At 60.2% G+C, this 15,384-nt stretch carries 15 protein-coding genes and 1 pseudogene; 5 read left to right on the forward strand and 11 right to left on the reverse strand.

The features are described 5' to 3' along the window. Positions 1-190: 190 nt before the first annotated feature. The 5 genes and pseudogenes from ogt to ACJ8PE_RS05110 all read right to left on the reverse strand — a co-directional run. Complete coding sequence (ogt, locus tag ACJ8PE_RS05090; protein ID WP_004938274.1) at positions 191-715, reverse strand: methylated-DNA--[protein]-cysteine S-methyltransferase; 525 nt, start codon at positions 713-715, stop codon at positions 191-193. Positions 716-934: 219 nt separating this feature from the next. After that, on the reverse strand, positions 935-1,246 hold the full coding sequence (locus ACJ8PE_RS05095) for a hypothetical protein (RefSeq protein WP_197759798.1): 312 nt from the start codon (positions 1,244-1,246) through the stop codon (positions 935-937). A 306-nt stretch (positions 1,247-1,552) separates the two neighbouring features. Then, positions 1,553-2,407 carry a tagatose bisphosphate family class II aldolase gene (locus tag ACJ8PE_RS05100; protein WP_033650298.1) on the reverse strand — a complete coding sequence of 285 codons (855 nt, stop codon included), beginning with the start codon at positions 2,405-2,407 and terminating at the stop codon, positions 1,553-1,555. Positions 2,408-2,416: 9 nt separating this feature from the next. Continuing rightward, the gene (locus ACJ8PE_RS05105) at positions 2,417-3,583 is read right to left on the reverse strand and encodes an SIS domain-containing protein (RefSeq protein WP_197792515.1); all 1,167 of its coding nucleotides are present in this window, start codon (positions 3,581-3,583) and stop codon (positions 2,417-2,419) included. A gap of 26 nt (positions 3,584-3,609) precedes the next feature. Continuing rightward, positions 3,610-3,760: pseudogene (locus ACJ8PE_RS05110) on the reverse strand (transcriptional repressor AgaR); the annotation flags it as partial. A gap of 798 nt (positions 3,761-4,558) precedes the next feature. On the opposite strand from ACJ8PE_RS05110, the gene ACJ8PE_RS05115 reads away from it, so the two are divergent. The 3 genes from ACJ8PE_RS05115 (at position 4,559) to ACJ8PE_RS05125 (ending at position 7,954) form a co-directional block, all read left to right on the forward strand. Further along, positions 4,559-6,280: a lysophospholipid acyltransferase family protein gene (locus tag ACJ8PE_RS05115; protein WP_033643203.1), complete on the forward strand. Its 1,722-nt coding sequence runs from the start codon at positions 4,559-4,561 to the stop codon at positions 6,278-6,280. Positions 6,281-6,381: 101 nt separating this feature from the next. Continuing rightward, entirely contained in the window at positions 6,382-7,164 is a 783-nt protein-coding gene (locus ACJ8PE_RS05120) for an N-formylglutamate amidohydrolase (RefSeq protein ID WP_197759801.1), read from the forward strand. Between the two features lie 76 nt (positions 7,165-7,240). Next, positions 7,241-7,954 carry a flagellar brake protein gene (locus ACJ8PE_RS05125; RefSeq protein WP_033643201.1) on the forward strand — a complete coding sequence of 238 codons (714 nt, stop codon included), beginning with the start codon at positions 7,241-7,243 and terminating at the stop codon, positions 7,952-7,954. A gap of 45 nt (positions 7,955-7,999) precedes the next feature. Here the strand turns inward: ACJ8PE_RS05125 and pdxY are convergent, their stop codons facing one another. The 3 genes from pdxY to ACJ8PE_RS05140 are packed head-to-tail and all read right to left on the reverse strand — an operon-like array spanning position 8,000 to position 9,813. After that, positions 8,000-8,842, reverse strand: a complete 843-nt coding sequence (gene pdxY / locus ACJ8PE_RS05130; RefSeq protein WP_197792499.1) for a pyridoxal kinase — start codon at positions 8,840-8,842, stop codon at positions 8,000-8,002. A 3-nt stretch (positions 8,843-8,845) separates the two neighbouring features. Next, a complete protein-coding gene (locus ACJ8PE_RS05135) occupies positions 8,846-9,562 on the reverse strand; it encodes a glutamine amidotransferase (RefSeq protein WP_197759803.1) in 717 nt (238 codons plus the stop codon). Then, entirely contained in the window at positions 9,559-9,813 is a 255-nt protein-coding gene (locus tag ACJ8PE_RS05140) for a hypothetical protein (RefSeq protein ID WP_033643198.1), read from the reverse strand. Before ACJ8PE_RS05140 ends, ACJ8PE_RS05135 begins: the two co-directional genes overlap by 4 nt. A gap of 66 nt (positions 9,814-9,879) precedes the next feature. Between ACJ8PE_RS05140 and ACJ8PE_RS05145 the strand changes: the two genes are divergently transcribed. Then, entirely contained in the window at positions 9,880-11,184 is a 1,305-nt protein-coding gene (locus tag ACJ8PE_RS05145; RefSeq protein ID WP_404768902.1) for an aminotransferase class I/II-fold pyridoxal phosphate-dependent enzyme, read from the forward strand. Here ACJ8PE_RS05145 and ACJ8PE_RS05150 read toward each other — a convergent pair. The 3 genes from ACJ8PE_RS05150 to nudI all read right to left on the reverse strand — a co-directional run bounded on the left by ACJ8PE_RS05150 (position 11,181) and on the right by nudI (position 13,662). After that, complete coding sequence (locus tag ACJ8PE_RS05150) at positions 11,181-12,167, reverse strand: MsnO8 family LLM class oxidoreductase (protein ID WP_197792481.1); 987 nt, start codon at positions 12,165-12,167, stop codon at positions 11,181-11,183. The genes ACJ8PE_RS05145 and ACJ8PE_RS05150 overlap by 4 nt on opposite strands. Positions 12,168-12,306: 139 nt before the next feature. Then, a complete protein-coding gene (gene pbpG / locus ACJ8PE_RS05155) occupies positions 12,307-13,143 on the reverse strand; it encodes a D-alanyl-D-alanine endopeptidase (protein ID WP_197759805.1) in 837 nt (278 codons plus the stop codon). Between the two features lie 93 nt (positions 13,144-13,236). Further along, positions 13,237-13,662 carry a nucleoside triphosphatase NudI gene (gene nudI, locus ACJ8PE_RS05160; RefSeq protein ID WP_046687112.1) on the reverse strand — a complete coding sequence of 142 codons (426 nt, stop codon included), beginning with the start codon at positions 13,660-13,662 and terminating at the stop codon, positions 13,237-13,239. A 235-nt stretch (positions 13,663-13,897) separates the two neighbouring features. Between nudI and ACJ8PE_RS05165 the strand changes: the two genes are divergently transcribed. Next, a complete protein-coding gene (locus ACJ8PE_RS05165; RefSeq protein ID WP_404768903.1) occupies positions 13,898-15,328 on the forward strand; it encodes an SH3 domain-containing C40 family peptidase in 1,431 nt (476 codons plus the stop codon). The last annotated feature ends 56 nt before the right edge of the window (positions 15,329-15,384 follow it).

Here is a 15,384-nt window from a genome sequence, read left to right on the forward strand (position 1 = left end):
GTGTGCGAATTTTACGCACACATGCCGCCGATTATTCTGTAGGGGACTGAAGTTATGAGTATTATTTGTGACTTATGCGTTTTATTCACACAAGTTATTCATGGGGCCCAGCGGCCGGCGAGCGTGGCGTTGAGCAATGGGCTTTATTAAGCGTCGCCAAACAATGGCGCCGGATAATCGCCTGGCGCGGCTACAGCAGGCTTTTAGGCAAGTAGCCTTCGTGCTGCAGCAGCCATTGTTTGCGCTGTACGCCGCCGGCATAGCCGGTCAGTGCGCCTTGCGAACCGATCACTCGGTGGCAGGGCACGACGATGCTGATCGGATTTGAACCGTTGGCCATGCCGACTGCGCGCGAGGCGGTCGGACGGCCGATGCGTTGCGCGAGCTGGCCGTAGGTCAGGATCTCGCCGCAGGGAATTTGGCGCAGCTGTTGCCAGACGGTGCGTTGGAACTCGGTGCCGGCGGTCATCACCGGTAACCGATCGATAATGCTCAGTTCACCGGCGAAATAGCGCTGCATGGCGTCGGTCAGCCCGCTGGGATCGCGCTGTTCGCGCAGGGTGAACCGATCGGCGCGGTAGTGGGTATTCAGCAGCTTCATCAGGCGCGCTTCGTGATCGGTCCAGTCAATCGCCCGCAGGCGCCCCTGTTCATCGGCAATCAGCACCAGTTCTCCCACCGGCGTGGCGGTACGATCAATCAAAAAAGTCTGCATCTGGATCACTCCTCGGTTTGGTAGGGCGATTATCGCATGAAATGGAAGGGAGCGATGGCGGATTTCGGACATGCTGATGGGCGACCGCAGGGTCGCCCGAATAGCCGGCTTACGGTAAGGCGGGGAGTTATTGTGCGATAAATTTATAAAATAAATTTATAAGTCATCAAGACAAGTTGTGTCTTGTTTATTATTTCAGCAGGCAGTAACGCTTTGTGGTTACTTATAGCTGATGGTCACGCGCTTTAAATGGGGATCGTTATTCACCATCTCAGTGCTGACGGCAGAAACTAATTCTTTTGGCATCGCTTTTAACGAAGAGGATATATACCCGTTCTGATATTCCGTCACTTTACCGAAGCAGCTGGAGATAAGTTTTTCATCCTGATGTTTGACGGTGCATGCAGGCGTGGTAATGGCGCCGGTGAAGCGGACGACGCCAGAGGCGACCTGGCTGCCGGAAAGCGGTTTTGCTTGCAGAGCGAAGGGCAGAATGACCAATGCGCTTAATACGGCTAAGTAATGGTTCATACGCTGTTCCTTTCAGAGTAAAAACACTGCCAATTAAAAAACAAGCGCGCTTGTTTTCATCAAATAAGCTATTTCGCTTGGCGAAATAAAAACGAATGGGCAAAAATCCTACTGCCTGCATTCAATGAATTTGATAATAGAGAGGTAGGATGAGTAAAACCATGATTTGGATCATAGTGAAGACCGGTTAATGGTTTCAGGCGCGGGCGGGATAACAGGCTGTGATCGTTCTCTCAGGAAAGCGGAAAATGGCGGGATGTTTTCGCCCCCGTGGTGCAGCCACTGAAACCGGGGGCGGGCGTGGGGTTACAGCATGCCGCTGCTGCCGCAGATGCGGATCTTTTCCGCCACCACTTCTTTCATCGCCAGCTTGCCGGGGACGATGTATTTGCGCGGATCGTTGGCGTCCGGGTGCTGTGAAAAGTAGCTTTTTACCGCATCGGCGAAGGCGATTTTCAATTCGGTGGCGACGTTGACCTTGCAAACGCCGAGCGAAATCGCGCGCTTGACCATTGCTTCCGGAATGCCGGAGGCGCCATGCAGCACCAACGGCACGTCCACCTGTTCGCGGATCAGCGCCAGGCGTTCGAAGTCCAGCTTCGGTTCGCCGTGATACAGGCCGTGGGCGGAACCGATCGCCACCGCCAGCGAATCGATGCCGGTGGCGGCGACAAACTCGCGTGCCGCCACCGGGTCGGTATAGAAGCTGTCCGCCGTATCGACGATCAGATCGTCCTCTTGCCCGCCCAGGCGGCCCAGCTCCGCCTCCACGCTGGCACCGTAGCGATGGCACAGGGCCACTGCGGCGGCCACCTTGGCGATATTCTGCTCGAACGGCAAATGGGAGCCGTCGATCATTACCGAGCGGATGCCGCTTTTCACCTTGTGCTCGATGTCATCGAGCTCTTCGTGATGATCCAGATGCAGCGCCAGCGGCAGATCGTAGCGGTGCGCGGCCGCCTGACAGATACCGATCAGGTAGTCGGTGCCGGCATAGCTGAAGGTGCCGGGCGTGCCGGCCATGATCACCGGCGAGCGCAGTTCGGCGGCGGTCTCCGCCACCACCTGCACGGTTTCCAGATTGTGAACGTTAAACGCCGGAACGGCGTAACCCTGGCGCTGCGCCTTGAGCAGCATGTCTCGGTTGGCTATCAGATACATGGGATCTCCTTACAGCTCGGGGGAAGGAAAACGGTAAATCGTCACGCCTTTCACCACCCGGTTAACCTCGCCGGTCGGGCAAGGGTTGTCTGGGGTCAGCCCCAGCGCCAGCGAACTCTCGAAGGCCAGCATTTGGGTGAACAGCAGATACGGGAACAGCAGCCAGATATCGTCTGCCGCATCGTGCATATGCAGCAGGGTATCGGCGAGGGGGTGGCGCTCGCCGGTCAATCCGACCAGCTGCATCGCCTGCCCATCGCGCTGCAGTTCGTTCCATAGATCGCGGTCATACTGGCGGGCGTAGTCGTCGCGCGAGAACATCAACACCACCAGCGTCTGGCCGTCGACCATAAATTTCGGACCATGACGCAGGCCGAGCGGCGAGTCGTAGCGCGTAACGATGCGCCCGGCGGTCAGCTCCAGCATCTTGAGCGAGGCCTCTTCGGCGAGGCCGGTAAAGCAGCTGCCGCCGAGGGTGATGTAGCGGCGGAAACCGCCGGCGGCCAGCGCCTTCACCTGCGGCTGCAGCGTTTCTCGCAGAGCGCGGCAGCGCTGCACCATGGCATGCAGCGGCGCCTGGGCGGCCTCGAGCGACAGGGGGCCGAGCAGCAGCGCGGCGCTCAGCATCATGCAGCTGAAGCTGGAGGTCATGGCGAAGCTCTGATCGTTAGAACCTTGCGGCATCACCAGCGAACAGACGTTGTCGCGCCGATGCGCATACTGCGCCAGCTTGCTGTCCGGGTTGCACACCAGCATCAGGTGGTAGCTTTCCGGCAGCAGTTGGTCGGCCAGCTCCACCGTCGCCACGCTCTCCGGGCTGTTGCCCGAGCGGGCGAAGGAGACCAGCAGCGTCGGCCGCTCAGGGTCGAGATACTGCAGCGGGTTGGCGACGATATCGGTAGTGCCGTAGGCCACCACGTTGCGGCCGGTGCGTTCGCGCAGCCAGGGGGCCAGGGCGCGGCCGGCGAACGCCGAGCTGCCGGCGCCGCACAGCACGATCTGCAGGCGCGGATTGGCCAGCAGCGGCGCCAGAAACGGCTGCCATTGCGCCTGTTGATCCTGCAGCTGCCGGTGCAGCGCCGCCCACAGATCCGGCTGTTGCCAAATTTCTGCGGCGGTGTGCCAGGCGTTGCGCTGCTTCAGCCAATTCGCCTCGTAAGAGAAATACGCGTTCATGATGACAGCTCCTTAAAAAGCCTCGGTTAACGGTCGGCGATAATCACGTCGATCCCTAAAGGGTGTAGCGCCTGCAGACAGTGTTCCGGAATGCGGCTGTCGGTGACCAGGCGGTGGATCTGGCCGATGTCGCGATCGTGCAAAACTTGTGCGGCCAAATTTGCTGGCGTCGGCGAGGGTGTGTTTGACGTCGCGATTGATGCGGATGGTGACGCTGGAGACCGAAAGCAGCTGGCTGAGCGGTTCCACGCGCACCGCGCCTTCGCGGCACAGCGGGCCGATAATTAATTCCCGGTGTTTTGCGGTAGTGATCATTAACGCAGACTCCTGATTTACCTGTAGCCGTGCCCGACCGCGGCTTAATAAGCCGCAGCGATACCGACCGGAGCGCTTTCAGTTGTTCGTGGCGAATTACAGCAAACGAAACACTGAAATGCAATCGATTAATTTTAAAATATCTATATCTATCAGTTGGTTATATTTGTTCTTGCTTTCATTTGAGCGCCAACCGAAAGCTGCGTCAACGCAAAGTGAAAACGGCAAATTCGTTATTTTTCAGTCGACAATTCCCGGCATTTAATTATTCAGTCCGTCGAGGCCGAAAGCCGCAGCGATAATTCGGCAGCCGCCGGGCTTTCACTGTTTTTTTATGCCGGCGCGTGTAATAGCGCCGCATTGCAGCGGGTGAGGGTGAACGACAGCGGCCATGCGTTTCCCTCCGGCGATCCGTTCGTGGCCCATCCCGGCGAGGATCTGCAGCCGATAGCGCCTGCGTGAGGCGGTGAACCGCCGCATTGAAGCGTTGCTGGCGCCGATGTGAGGGGAAGTGGGGGCGAAAATGCGTCTTTCGCTCCCAAATCGCCATTACTTTGCTATACCTGATAGTCGATGGATTCATTTTATTGTCATGTGACTGACATGTCAGAGTCATGGCTCTGGCTTAAGTTTGCAGCGACTACGTCAGGAGATAACGCGATGTTCAGCCTGGATTCTCTGTTGCAAGATGCATTTCCACACCGCAATACCCCTGCCTGGCAGCGCAGCCTGCTAAGAACCCTTCTCTTCGAAAAAGAATTCAAACAGTTCGCCGCCGACTATCCCCACCTGAAAGGGCTCGATCTGATCGAGCAGGTGGTGGACTACTTTAACCTCAGCTGCGAGCTGGTGGACGGCGATCTGGAAAACATCCCCAGCCAGGGGCCGGTGGTGCTCGTGGCCAATCACCCGATCGGCTCGCTCGACGGACTGGTGCTGTTGCGCGCCGTCGCGGCGGTGCGGCCGGATGTGAAAGTGGTGGCCAGCCAACTGCTGACCTACATCGAACCGCTGCGCAACCTGTTCGTGCCGGTGGATAACGTCGCTTATAAAACCAGCCGCAAACAGATAGAAGGCATGCAGCAGCAGCTAGACAATCAGGGCGCGCTGATCCTGTTCCCGGCCGGCGAAGTGTCGCGCATGAGCCCGAAAGGCATCCGCGACGGCCACTGGCATACCGGTTTTCTGCGTCTGGCCGCCAAGGCGCGCGCGCCGATCGTGCCGATTCATATCAGCGCGCGCAACAGCAACCTGTTCTACTTTACGTCGCTGGTCTACCGTCCGCTGTCGACGCTGCTGCTGGTGCGTGAAATGTTCCAGCAGCGGGGCGGGCGCATCAGGATCCGCATCGGCGGCCGCGTGCCGTTCGCCAACTGGCACGACGGCCACACCAGCGCCAAGGATCTGGCGGAGCGCTTTCGCCGCCACGTGTATCGCCTGGGCCAAGGCAAACCGGGGCTGTTCGCCAGCGAATCGCCGATCGCGTTGCCGGAAGAGCGTCTGGAGCTGAAAAAGGCGCTGGCGAACTGCGAACGACTGGGGGTGACGCCGGACGGCAAAACCATCTATCTCTATCGCCGTCACGATGAAGCGCGCACGCCGATCCTGCGCGAGCTGGGGCGCCTGCGCGAGATCGCTTTCCGCGCGGTGGGGGAAGGTTCCGGCCGCCGCCGCGATCTGGACAGCTACGACGACGATTATTATCACCTGGTGCTGTGGGATGAAGAGGAGCTGGAGATCGTCGGCGCCTATCGTTTTATCCCCACCGCCGAACAAATCGCGCGTAAGGGCCTAGAGAGCATCTACAGCAACAGCCTGTTCCACTATGACCGCGATATGGAACCGATCCTGGCGCAGGGCATCGAACTGGGGCGCAGCTTCATTCAGCCGGCCTATTGGGGCAAGCGCGGGCTGGACTATTTGTGGCTGGGCATCGGCGCCTATCTGTCGAAATACCCGCAGTATCGCTATCTGTTCGGCCCGGTATCCATTTCCGGCGGCATGCCGCTGGCGGCGCGGGATCTGTTGATCGCCTTCTATCGGCTCTATTTCTCGCCGGACCACGCCTTCGCGCAGTCGCGTCGTCCTTATCCGGCGTCGTTGCCGCAGGTGCTGGCGCAGTTTGCCGGGGATAACTACCAGGAAGATCTGGTGCGGCTGAAGAGCCTGCTCAGCAACATCGGCTGCTCGATCCCGACGCTGTACAAACAGTACACCGAGCTGTGCGAACCGGGCGGGGTGCAGTTTATCGACTTTGGCACCGATCCGGCCTTCAACAACTGCATCGACGGCCTGGTGCTGGTGGATACCTCGCGGCTCAAGCCGTCGCGTTATCAACGTTATATTGCGGTGCATCAGCCGCAGGAAGCCGAGACGGCATGATCGGCGTCTGACTCATGCCTTTTTGATCTAAGCACGACCTTGGGGCCGGCGATGGGATAGCGCTACGATAAACGTTTTGCTTTCCACCGCCGGAGCCTTTCATGCCTCATTCGTTTATCCCGCCGTTATTGTCCGCCGATGAACCGCCCGCCGCCGCCGTTGAAACCCCGCGCGGCAAAGCGCCATTTTTGCTGCTGTGCGATCACGCCGGCAAGGCGATACCGCAATCCCTCGGGGATCTCGGCTTACCGCCGGGGGAGATCGAGCGCCACATCGGTTGGGATATCGGCGCGCTGGGCGTATCGCGCCATCTGAGCCGCCAACTGGACGCCACGCTGATTCATCAGCGTTACTCACGGTTGGTGATCGACTGCAACCGGGCACCCGGCATCGCCAGCTCGATCCCTCACTTGTCTGAACTGACGCCCATCCCCGGCAATATCAGCATCGACGCCGAACACGCGCTGGCGCGTGAGCGCGAGGTATTTTTACCGTATCACCACGCTATCGACGAGTATCTGGGGCAACGCCAACTGCGCGAACTGCCGACGGCGGTGATCGCCATGCACAGCTTCACGCCGGTGTTCAAGGGCCAATCGCGCCCCTGGCAGGTGGGGCTGCTGTTTAACCGCTACCCGGAATTTGCGCTGCTGTTGGCTGAACTGCTGCGTGAAGAGGGGGATCTGCAGGTGGGTATTAACGAACCTTATGCGATGACGGACGCCACCGATTACACGTTGCCGGTGCACGCGGAGCGCCGCGGTTTGCCTTACGTCGGCATCGAAATTCGCCAGGATTTGGTCGCTGACGAACACGGGCAACAGGCATGGGCGAAACGTTTCGCGCGCCTGCTGCCGCAGGCCTGGCAACGCTGGCAAATTTGACTTTAGGAATATTCCCAGAGATGATAACCGTAAGGAATACGTAAGACGTCATTAGAAAAAAAGTCAGGAGACACGTGTGGAGCACAGCGATAACGGACTGTTTATCAAACGGGAGCGTTTTGAAGTTCTGGCGATTCTGCGAGAAATTTGCAAACAACGCACGCCGCTGCGCGTAGAAAATCAGCAGCACCGGTTTCAAAGTCTGTTATTGAGCGTCGGGCCGGACAATATCGTGTTTAGCGGTGAGGAAGCCTCGAGCGCCATCGACGGCGCTTGCACCATCGTGATTGAAAGCAACGACGCCAAAATCGAGTTTTCCGTCCCCCAGGCGGAGCTGACCGAACATCAGGGCGTACAGGCCTGTTCGACCCGTCTGCCGCAGGAGCTGGTCTACATTCAGCGCCGTCGCCAGTTCCGCATCACTACGCCGCACTGGCGCCAATTCTTTTGTACCGGCGAATACCCGGACGGCACGCCGTACGAGCTGCGGATCCACGATCTCTCCGCCGGCGGCGTCGGTTTACGCTTCGACGGCCCGCTGCCGGATTTCTTCCAGCCAGGCTTGCAGTTCAAGAAAGCGGAGCTGGATCTGGGCAGCTACGGCAGCTTCAAGGTCAACATGGAGCTGGTGGTGGTCAACGACGATCAGGAAACCGACGATAACGACCAGGTGGTGCACTTCTCGCGCCTGTCATGCCGCTTTCTTAAGCTCGGATTGGCGATGGAGCGCAAAATTCAGAGCGCCGTGTTCGCCTTCGAGCTGGATTTCAACAAAAAGAAAAAACGCTGATAGTTATCAGGGGCAGTGCGCTGCCCCTCTGACTCGCCTGCGGCCTTAGGGGTTAAGCGCCCGCAGGCTGCCGATCTCTTCCCAACCGAAATGCGCCGCTTCGGCCAGTACGCCGCAGACTTCATCGCTGGCGGCAACCACTGCCGCGTCGAGCGCAGCGCCCTGCAGCAGATGGCTGACCAGCAACGCGGTGAACAAATCGCCGGTGCCTTTGACCGCCGATTTGACCTTCGGATGAGTAAAGCACTGCGTTTCCTGCCGGGTGACCAGCATCAATCCCACTTCGTCTTCGTGTTGCGCTACGCCCGGTGCGCTGGTGACCAACACCCATTCGGTGGTGTCGTTCAACAGCGCCTGCGCGGCGTGTTGCGTCTGCTCGCGGCTGCTCAGTTGCCGGCCGCACAGCTGCTCCAGTTCGAAACCGTTCGGCGTCAGGCCGTTGGCCAGCCGCAGGAACGGCGAGCGATAGCAGTTGACGATGCGTTCATCCACGTAGATCCCTTCACCGTAATCGCCCATCACCGGATCGATATAGATTTTTATCTGCGGATTGAGCGAGCGCACCCGCTGCAGCCAGTTGGCCAGAATATGGCACTGCATCACGTCGCCCAGGTAGCCAACGATCACCGCCCGTGCGCGCTTCATGACGCCGCGGGCGATCAGGTCGTCGAGAAAACCGCAGAACCAATCGCCGGAGATGACGCCGCCGTGCGGTTTGCCGTAATAGGGTGGGCAGCCGAACAGCACGCTGGGCACCTGCAGCGCCTCCAGTCCCTTTTTCAGCAGAGCGCGGTAGGCGATGCCGTTGCCGACGCTGCCGTAGACCACCTGAGATTGAATGCTGATCACGTCGATAGACGGTGACCGCAAAGGTGAAGCCTGTTGCATGAGTTACTTCCTTGGTTCGTTGTTATCCAGCCAGCGCGCGAACACCTGCCGCGCGCGCTGTTCCAGCTGCGCGCCGTGGCGCGCGGCCTGGTCGCGCAGGGTCTGGGGCGCGATGCCGGCCAGTTCCAGCTCGCAGGCATGGCCAATCAGCCAGCGTTCGATATCGCGATAATCCGCCTCTAAATGGAACTGCAGGCCGAGCGCGAACCCCTGATAGTCGAAGGCCTGATGCGGGCATACCGCCGTGCTGGCCAGGCAGCGGGCGCCGTCCGGGATCATGAACATATCCCCGTGCCAGTGCAGCACCGGCGTGTCGGCCAGCGGCGCCAGCACCGACTCCTCTTCCGCCGGCGGCGTGGTCAGCGGGGCGAAGCCTATCTCTTTCACACCGAGCGAAATAACCTCAGCGCCCAGCGCCTGGGCGATCACTTGTGCGCCGAGGCAAACCCCAAGGGTCGGCCGCCGCTGCCCCAGGCGCTGTTTGACCAGCGCGAATTCATGGTCGAGAAAATCATACCGCTGCTCGCCGGAAAAGTGCTGAGCGGCGCTGATCGGCCCGCCGAGCACCACCAACAGATCGGTCTCTTCATTATTGATAGCACGAATATCATCGCGGCCGGCATCGTAATAATCGATCTGATAGCCGCGCAGTGACAGCAGGGAACCGAGGATGCCCAGGTTTTCAAAGTTGACGTGCCGAATGGCGACGGCTTTTTTCATTGTTTAACCTCGCTAGCGTGAGTGAAGGGGATCAGCGCCAGCGACTCGCCCAGCACCGTGATGCCCTGCGCGCCGCTCTGGTAGACGATGCGGCGTTCGCTGACCTGGCTGAGCTGCACCTGATAACCCTGTGCGGCCGGGAACAGCGCGCAGGCCTGCTCCAGCTGATCGGCTGCCCACGGGGTGAACAGCTGCAGGCGGGCAAAGGCTTTTCCTGCATACTGAATGTCGAGCACGTAATGTTTATCCATGGAACCCCTTACTTTTGGCCGCAGAAGCTGCTAATCTTATTTGAACTAGTACAAAAGGATTTATGTATGACTTCATTGTATGCAAAAGGCTGCGGCGCTGTCCAGATTGCCGAGCAGATCGCCGCACGCATCAAAAACGGCGCGCTGCGGCCGGACGAACTGTTGCCACCGGTACGCCAGCTGGCGGCGGAGCTGGAGGTCAATCCGAATACCGTGGCCAGCGCATACGCCAGATTGCGCGATGCCGGCCTGGTGGCGACGCGCGGGCGGGCGGGTACGGTGGTGCTGGAGCGGCCGCTGGCGGCGGTGAGTGCGGCCTATGCGCCGCGCCAGGTGCCGGCGGGGATGTGCGATCTGGCCAGCGGCAACCTGGATGCCGCTTTGCTGCCGGCGCTGAGGCTTGGCGCGGCGGAGGTGTTCCCGCAGCAAAACGGCTATGACATCAGCGGCGACCTGCCGGTATTGACCGGTCTCGGGTGTGAGTGGCTCGGGCGCCAGGGCGTGGCCCTGGGGGAACCGGCGGTGTTTTCCGGCGCGTTGGACGCGATGGAAAAGGCGCTGCGCTGCCATGCGCAGCCTGGGGCGGCGGTGTGGGTGGAAGATCCCTGCTGGCCGCCGCTATTGACGCTGCTGCGTCACCTGCGCCTGCGGCCGCTGCCGCTGGCGGTGGATGAACAGGGCTGTCGGCTACCGGAGAGTGGCGCGGCTGACGCGGTGATCCTGACGCCGCGCGCCCATAATCCGACCGGCGCTTCGCTTTCAGCGCAACGTGCGCAGCAGTGGCGAGGTTTTCTGCGCGGCCATCCGCAGTGTCTGGCGATCGTCGACGATTTCTGGGGGCCGTTGTCGCAACAGCCGCTGCATCTGCCGTTCGACGGCGATCGCGGCCTGTACGTGCTGTCGCTCAGCAAGTTTCTCAGCCCGGATCTGCGCATCGCGTTGGCCTGCGGCAGCCCGACCTTGCTGCAGGCGATGCGCGCCGATCAGTACATCAGCGAACGCTGGGTCAGCCATATCTTGCAGCAGATCGCCGCCAGACTGTGGGAACAAGCCTTGCAGGAAGGGCAATTGCAGCGGGCGCAACAGGCGTATCAGGCCAGACGGGATGAGCTGGTCCAGCGGCTCAATGCGTTGAATCACACGGCGCTCGCGGTAGGTGAAGGGCTGCATCTGTGGGTGCCGGTGCGCTCGGAAACCGCCGCCGCGCAACTGATGGCGCAGCGGGGGTGGCTGGTGCAGGGCGGTGAACCTTTCCGCCTGAAGTGTGGTCCGGCGCTCCGCGTCAGCCTGGCGAACGTCACGCCGTCGCAGTTGGCGCCGCTGGCACAGGATCTGTCCGAAGCCATGCGGGCGGCGGCGGCGATCAACTAAGCCGGCGTCAAACTCTCCTCCGCCAGTAACTGCAGCGAGGCTAACCGGGCGGCCGGTTCGGCGATCGGCGTGTCGATGATGAACTCTTCCACGCCGTACTGTTGTTGCAGCTGCGCCAGTTGCTGATGCACCTGCTGCGCGGTGCCGAGCAGAATATGGCTTTCCCGCGGCTCGATGCGGTAGTCGGTGGCGGCGGCCTGCTGCACGAAACTCTCCGCCTGCGCCAGGCTGCCGACGGTCACACTCTGCTCACCGGCAATGTGCACGCGGTATTGCCGAATGTCGGCCGCCAATGCCGCTGCCTGTTCCTCGCTGGGGGCCACGATCGCCGCCACCGCCAGCAGCGCCTTGCGGCCGCCGCTGTGTGCGGCGTAGTGCTCCAGCGCGTCGCGGATATCCTGCGGATTGCCGTTCAAATGCGCGGCGAACACGAAGGCCCAGCCGGACTCGGCCGCCAGCGTTGCGCTTTCTTTACTGGCACCGAGCAGAAAACGCTGCGCGCCCTGCGGCGGCAGCGGTGTGGCGCTCAGGCCGGGCTCGGCGTCGTCGTTCAGATAGGCGGTCAACTGCGACAGCTGCTGAGGAAAGTCCGGCTTGCGTTGCCGATCGTGGGCGGCTTGCAGCGCCTGGGTTGCGAGCGGCAGCCCGCCGGGCGCTTTGCCCACCCCGAGATCGACGCGTCCCGGCGCCAGCGCCGCCAGCAGGTTGAAGTTTTCGGCCACCTTGTAGGCGCTGTAGTGCTGCAGCATCACGCCGCCGGAGCCGATGCGAATGCGCGTCGTCTGGCCGAGCAGGTAGCCGATCAGCACTTCCGGCGACGGGCAGGCGAGCTGCGGCGTGTTGTGGTGCTCAGCCAGCCAGAAACGCCGATACCCCCAGCGTTCCGCCCGTTGCGCCAGCTGCAGCGTGCGCGCCAGCGCCTGCGCGGCGCTTTCCCCGTCGGCGATCGGGCTTTTTTCCAATATGCTCAAGGCATAAGCCATTTTTCCCGCTCCTTTCATCATTAGATATGCCTGACAAATACCATGCGGGCGGCGCGCGGCTTAATACTGATTGGCGATAGGATATTCCATTGATCCAAAACGGATTTGGATATGCGCAGAACGGTAAAGCGCCGCGATTTTACCGCTCCAGCCAGGCCTTCAGACGAATGGCGTCACGGTAGTGGCCGTAGCGCGGCTGCGCGCCAAGCAAGATCATCACCACCGGCTGCCCTTTGATGGTGGTGCGCATCACCAGGCAGTGACCGGCCTCGTCGGTAAAGCCGGTTTTCTGCAGCTGGATCTTCCAGGCCGGGTTGTTGATCAGACCGTTGGAACTGCGATAGACCAGCTGGCCGCGGCCAGGATGCACGATCTGCTGCTTGTCGGTGCTGAAGCGGCGAATCAATGGATAGCGATAGGCGTGATTGACCATTTTCAGCAGATCGCTGGCGGTGGCTACGTTGCGCGGCGTTAGCCCGGTCGGATCGTAGAAACGGGCGCGTTTCATGCCGATGGCGCGCGCTTTCTGATTCATTTTCGCCACGAAGGCCTTGCGCCCGCCGGGATAACTGCGGCTCAGCGCCGCGGCGGCGCGGTTTTCCGAAGACATCAGGGCGATGTGCAGCATGTCGCGGCGGCTGAGCACCGAGCCGATGGTCAGCCGCGAATGGGTTTTTTTCAGCAGATCGCGATCGGCGGCGGTGACTTTGAGTTGACTGCCCATGGGGCGTTTGCTGTCCAGGGCGACCATGGCGGTCATCAGCTTGGACAGAGACGCGATCGGCAGCACGCGGTTCGGTTGCTTCTGATAGAGCGTTTTTCCGGTACGCTGATTGACGACCAGCACCGATTTGGCATTCAACACCAATGGCGGCGCGGCGGCATGGGCGGGTGCCAAAACGAACAGCAGGCTGAACAGGGCGGCGGCGCCGAAGCGCCGGACGGACAGACGGAGAACAGGGAGAAATAAAAGCATAGCGACGGCAATAGTGACCCTAAGTGATTAAAAAATATCAAAAGAGTCTGCCCGGCAAATGTGAAGGAAATAGGGTGATAATCGCTCAAACTGTTACAGCAATCCCTTTTGCCGCAGCGTGAAGCGGGTGGCTTCGTTCAGATCGTAGTCCGCCAGGCGTTCGCGCGGCACCCAGGCGTAGTCGTCGAATTCATCGTTGATCGTCACGTCGCGGTTGGCGGCGTGGCAGTCGAAAATCAGGTAAATCATGTAGATTTGTTCCCGGCTGCCGTCGGCGTAGGTTTTGATGCGCACGTCGTCGCGGAAGGTCCAGGGCGTGATGCTGTCGAGGATCAGCGCGGGGCCCAGCTCTTCGCGCACTTCGCGCCGCAGCGCTTGCTCTATCCGCTCACCCGGCTCGACGCCGCCGCCGGACAGCGCCCACTGGCCGGGAAATACGCCCTTGTGCGCGGCCATTTTGCACAGCAGGAAGGCGTTATCGTTTTCAATCAGCGGGCAGACAATGATGCGTTGGCGCATGGAGGACTCCTGTCAGAAAGCAAAGCCGCAGGATAGCAGATTTGGCGGCGCAGGGCGGGAAGGTCGATCGCATTCTGTGCGGCGGCGGGAAATCCGGTCGGTGTCTGTCATGGGGTTGCCTCCGGCTTTGTTTTCTTCAACGGGAAATCAATCGCAGATGTTATTAAGTATCAATTCGAATAATTTCGCGTCAGGATAAAGCAGGGATTTTAACCTATCATGGAGTTGATAACGTATGCCTAATGGAATAAAACCGCTGTGCCTGATGACTCTTCTGCTGCTGTCGGCCTGCCACAGTGCGCCGGTCAGCCAGCCCCCTCAAGACGCCACGGCGACAGCCCCTATCGATGCCACCAAATCGCTGTTCCCGCTGGGGAACTATTCGCAGTCTGTCGATAAATGGTTGCCGCCCGGTCCGCAGCGGCGGGTGCCCGTGATGGATGCCGCCACGCAGCAACGTCATTTTTCCGCCCTCAAATCTCACTATTTTGGCATGGGGCCGAACGATGAATCCCCCTGGAATCCGCATTACATCGCTGCTGTCCTGAACCGCGAAGCGGAAAGCCACCGTGATGCCGCAATGGATAAATACCTTGGCAGTGGCAGTGTCTCCTGGGGGGAAAACTTCAGGACTCACACCGACCGCTGGAAACAGCAAGTCAGAGATAACGCTTCTACGGACATTAGCCAGGTTTATCATTCTTCGGCCCGAGGCATTGCGGTCAGGGAGACGCTGGTCAGGATCCTGCCGACGGACGATCCGGCTTATGACGACCCTCGCCTGGCTGGACAAGGTTATCCCTTTGATAATTTGCAGGATTCGTCTATCCGCCCCGGCACTCCGGTATACGTTATTACGCAAAGCCGCGATAAACGCTGGAAATACGTCATGTCGCCTACGGTGATCGGTTGGGTGCATAGCGAAGACATCGCGGCGGCGGATCAGCGGTTTGTCTCCGAATGGCTGGCGCTGGCGGGGAAAAATCTGGGGGCATTCATTAAACAGCCGGTTTCGGTGCAATCGGGCGGCCAGTTTTATTTTACGGCGCGCCACGGCACGATTCTGCCATTTTACCGTCACCGACAGGGCCTTTTTGTGGTCGCCGTGCCGGTACGCCGAGAGGATGGCCGCGCACAGATGCGCCGGGTCGTTGTCAAGAAGGGGGAATTTGCCGCCATGCCGTGGAAAATGACGCCCGAACATCTTGCCGTACTGATGCGGTCAATGAGCGGCAGGCCTTATGGCTGGGGGAACTATAACTTCAATAATGACTGCTCCGCCGAACTGCGCAGTCTGTTGATGCCTTTTGGCCTCTTTCTTCCCAGAAATTCCGCCGCGCAGATACAGGCGGCCACCCGGGTGGTTGATCTTGCTCAAGCGAACACCAGTGAACGGCTGCGCTATCTCAAAGATCACGGCAAACCCTTTACCACGCTGGTTTACATTCCGGGCCATATCATGCTGTATATCGGCAATGCGCTCGTTGACGGCCAGGTTGTGCCGATGACGTACCAGAATATCTGGGGGCTGCGCCCGGCAGATTCAAAGCGCCGCAGCATTATCGGCGGCGCAGTCTTTTTCCCGCTGCTGGCGACCTATCCTGAAGATGCGAGCCTGATGTCGCTGGCGGGCAAGGCGCAGTTCAAACTGGGATTTATTGAATAGCCCATTCTTTAGCTGATAAAGCGACCGCGAATGCGGCCGCTTGTTGTGCGGCGACA

This window comes from Serratia sp. CY74737 (assembly GCF_052166775.1).
GTDB classification, from domain to species: domain Bacteria; phylum Pseudomonadota; class Gammaproteobacteria; order Enterobacterales; family Enterobacteriaceae; genus Serratia; species Serratia ureilytica.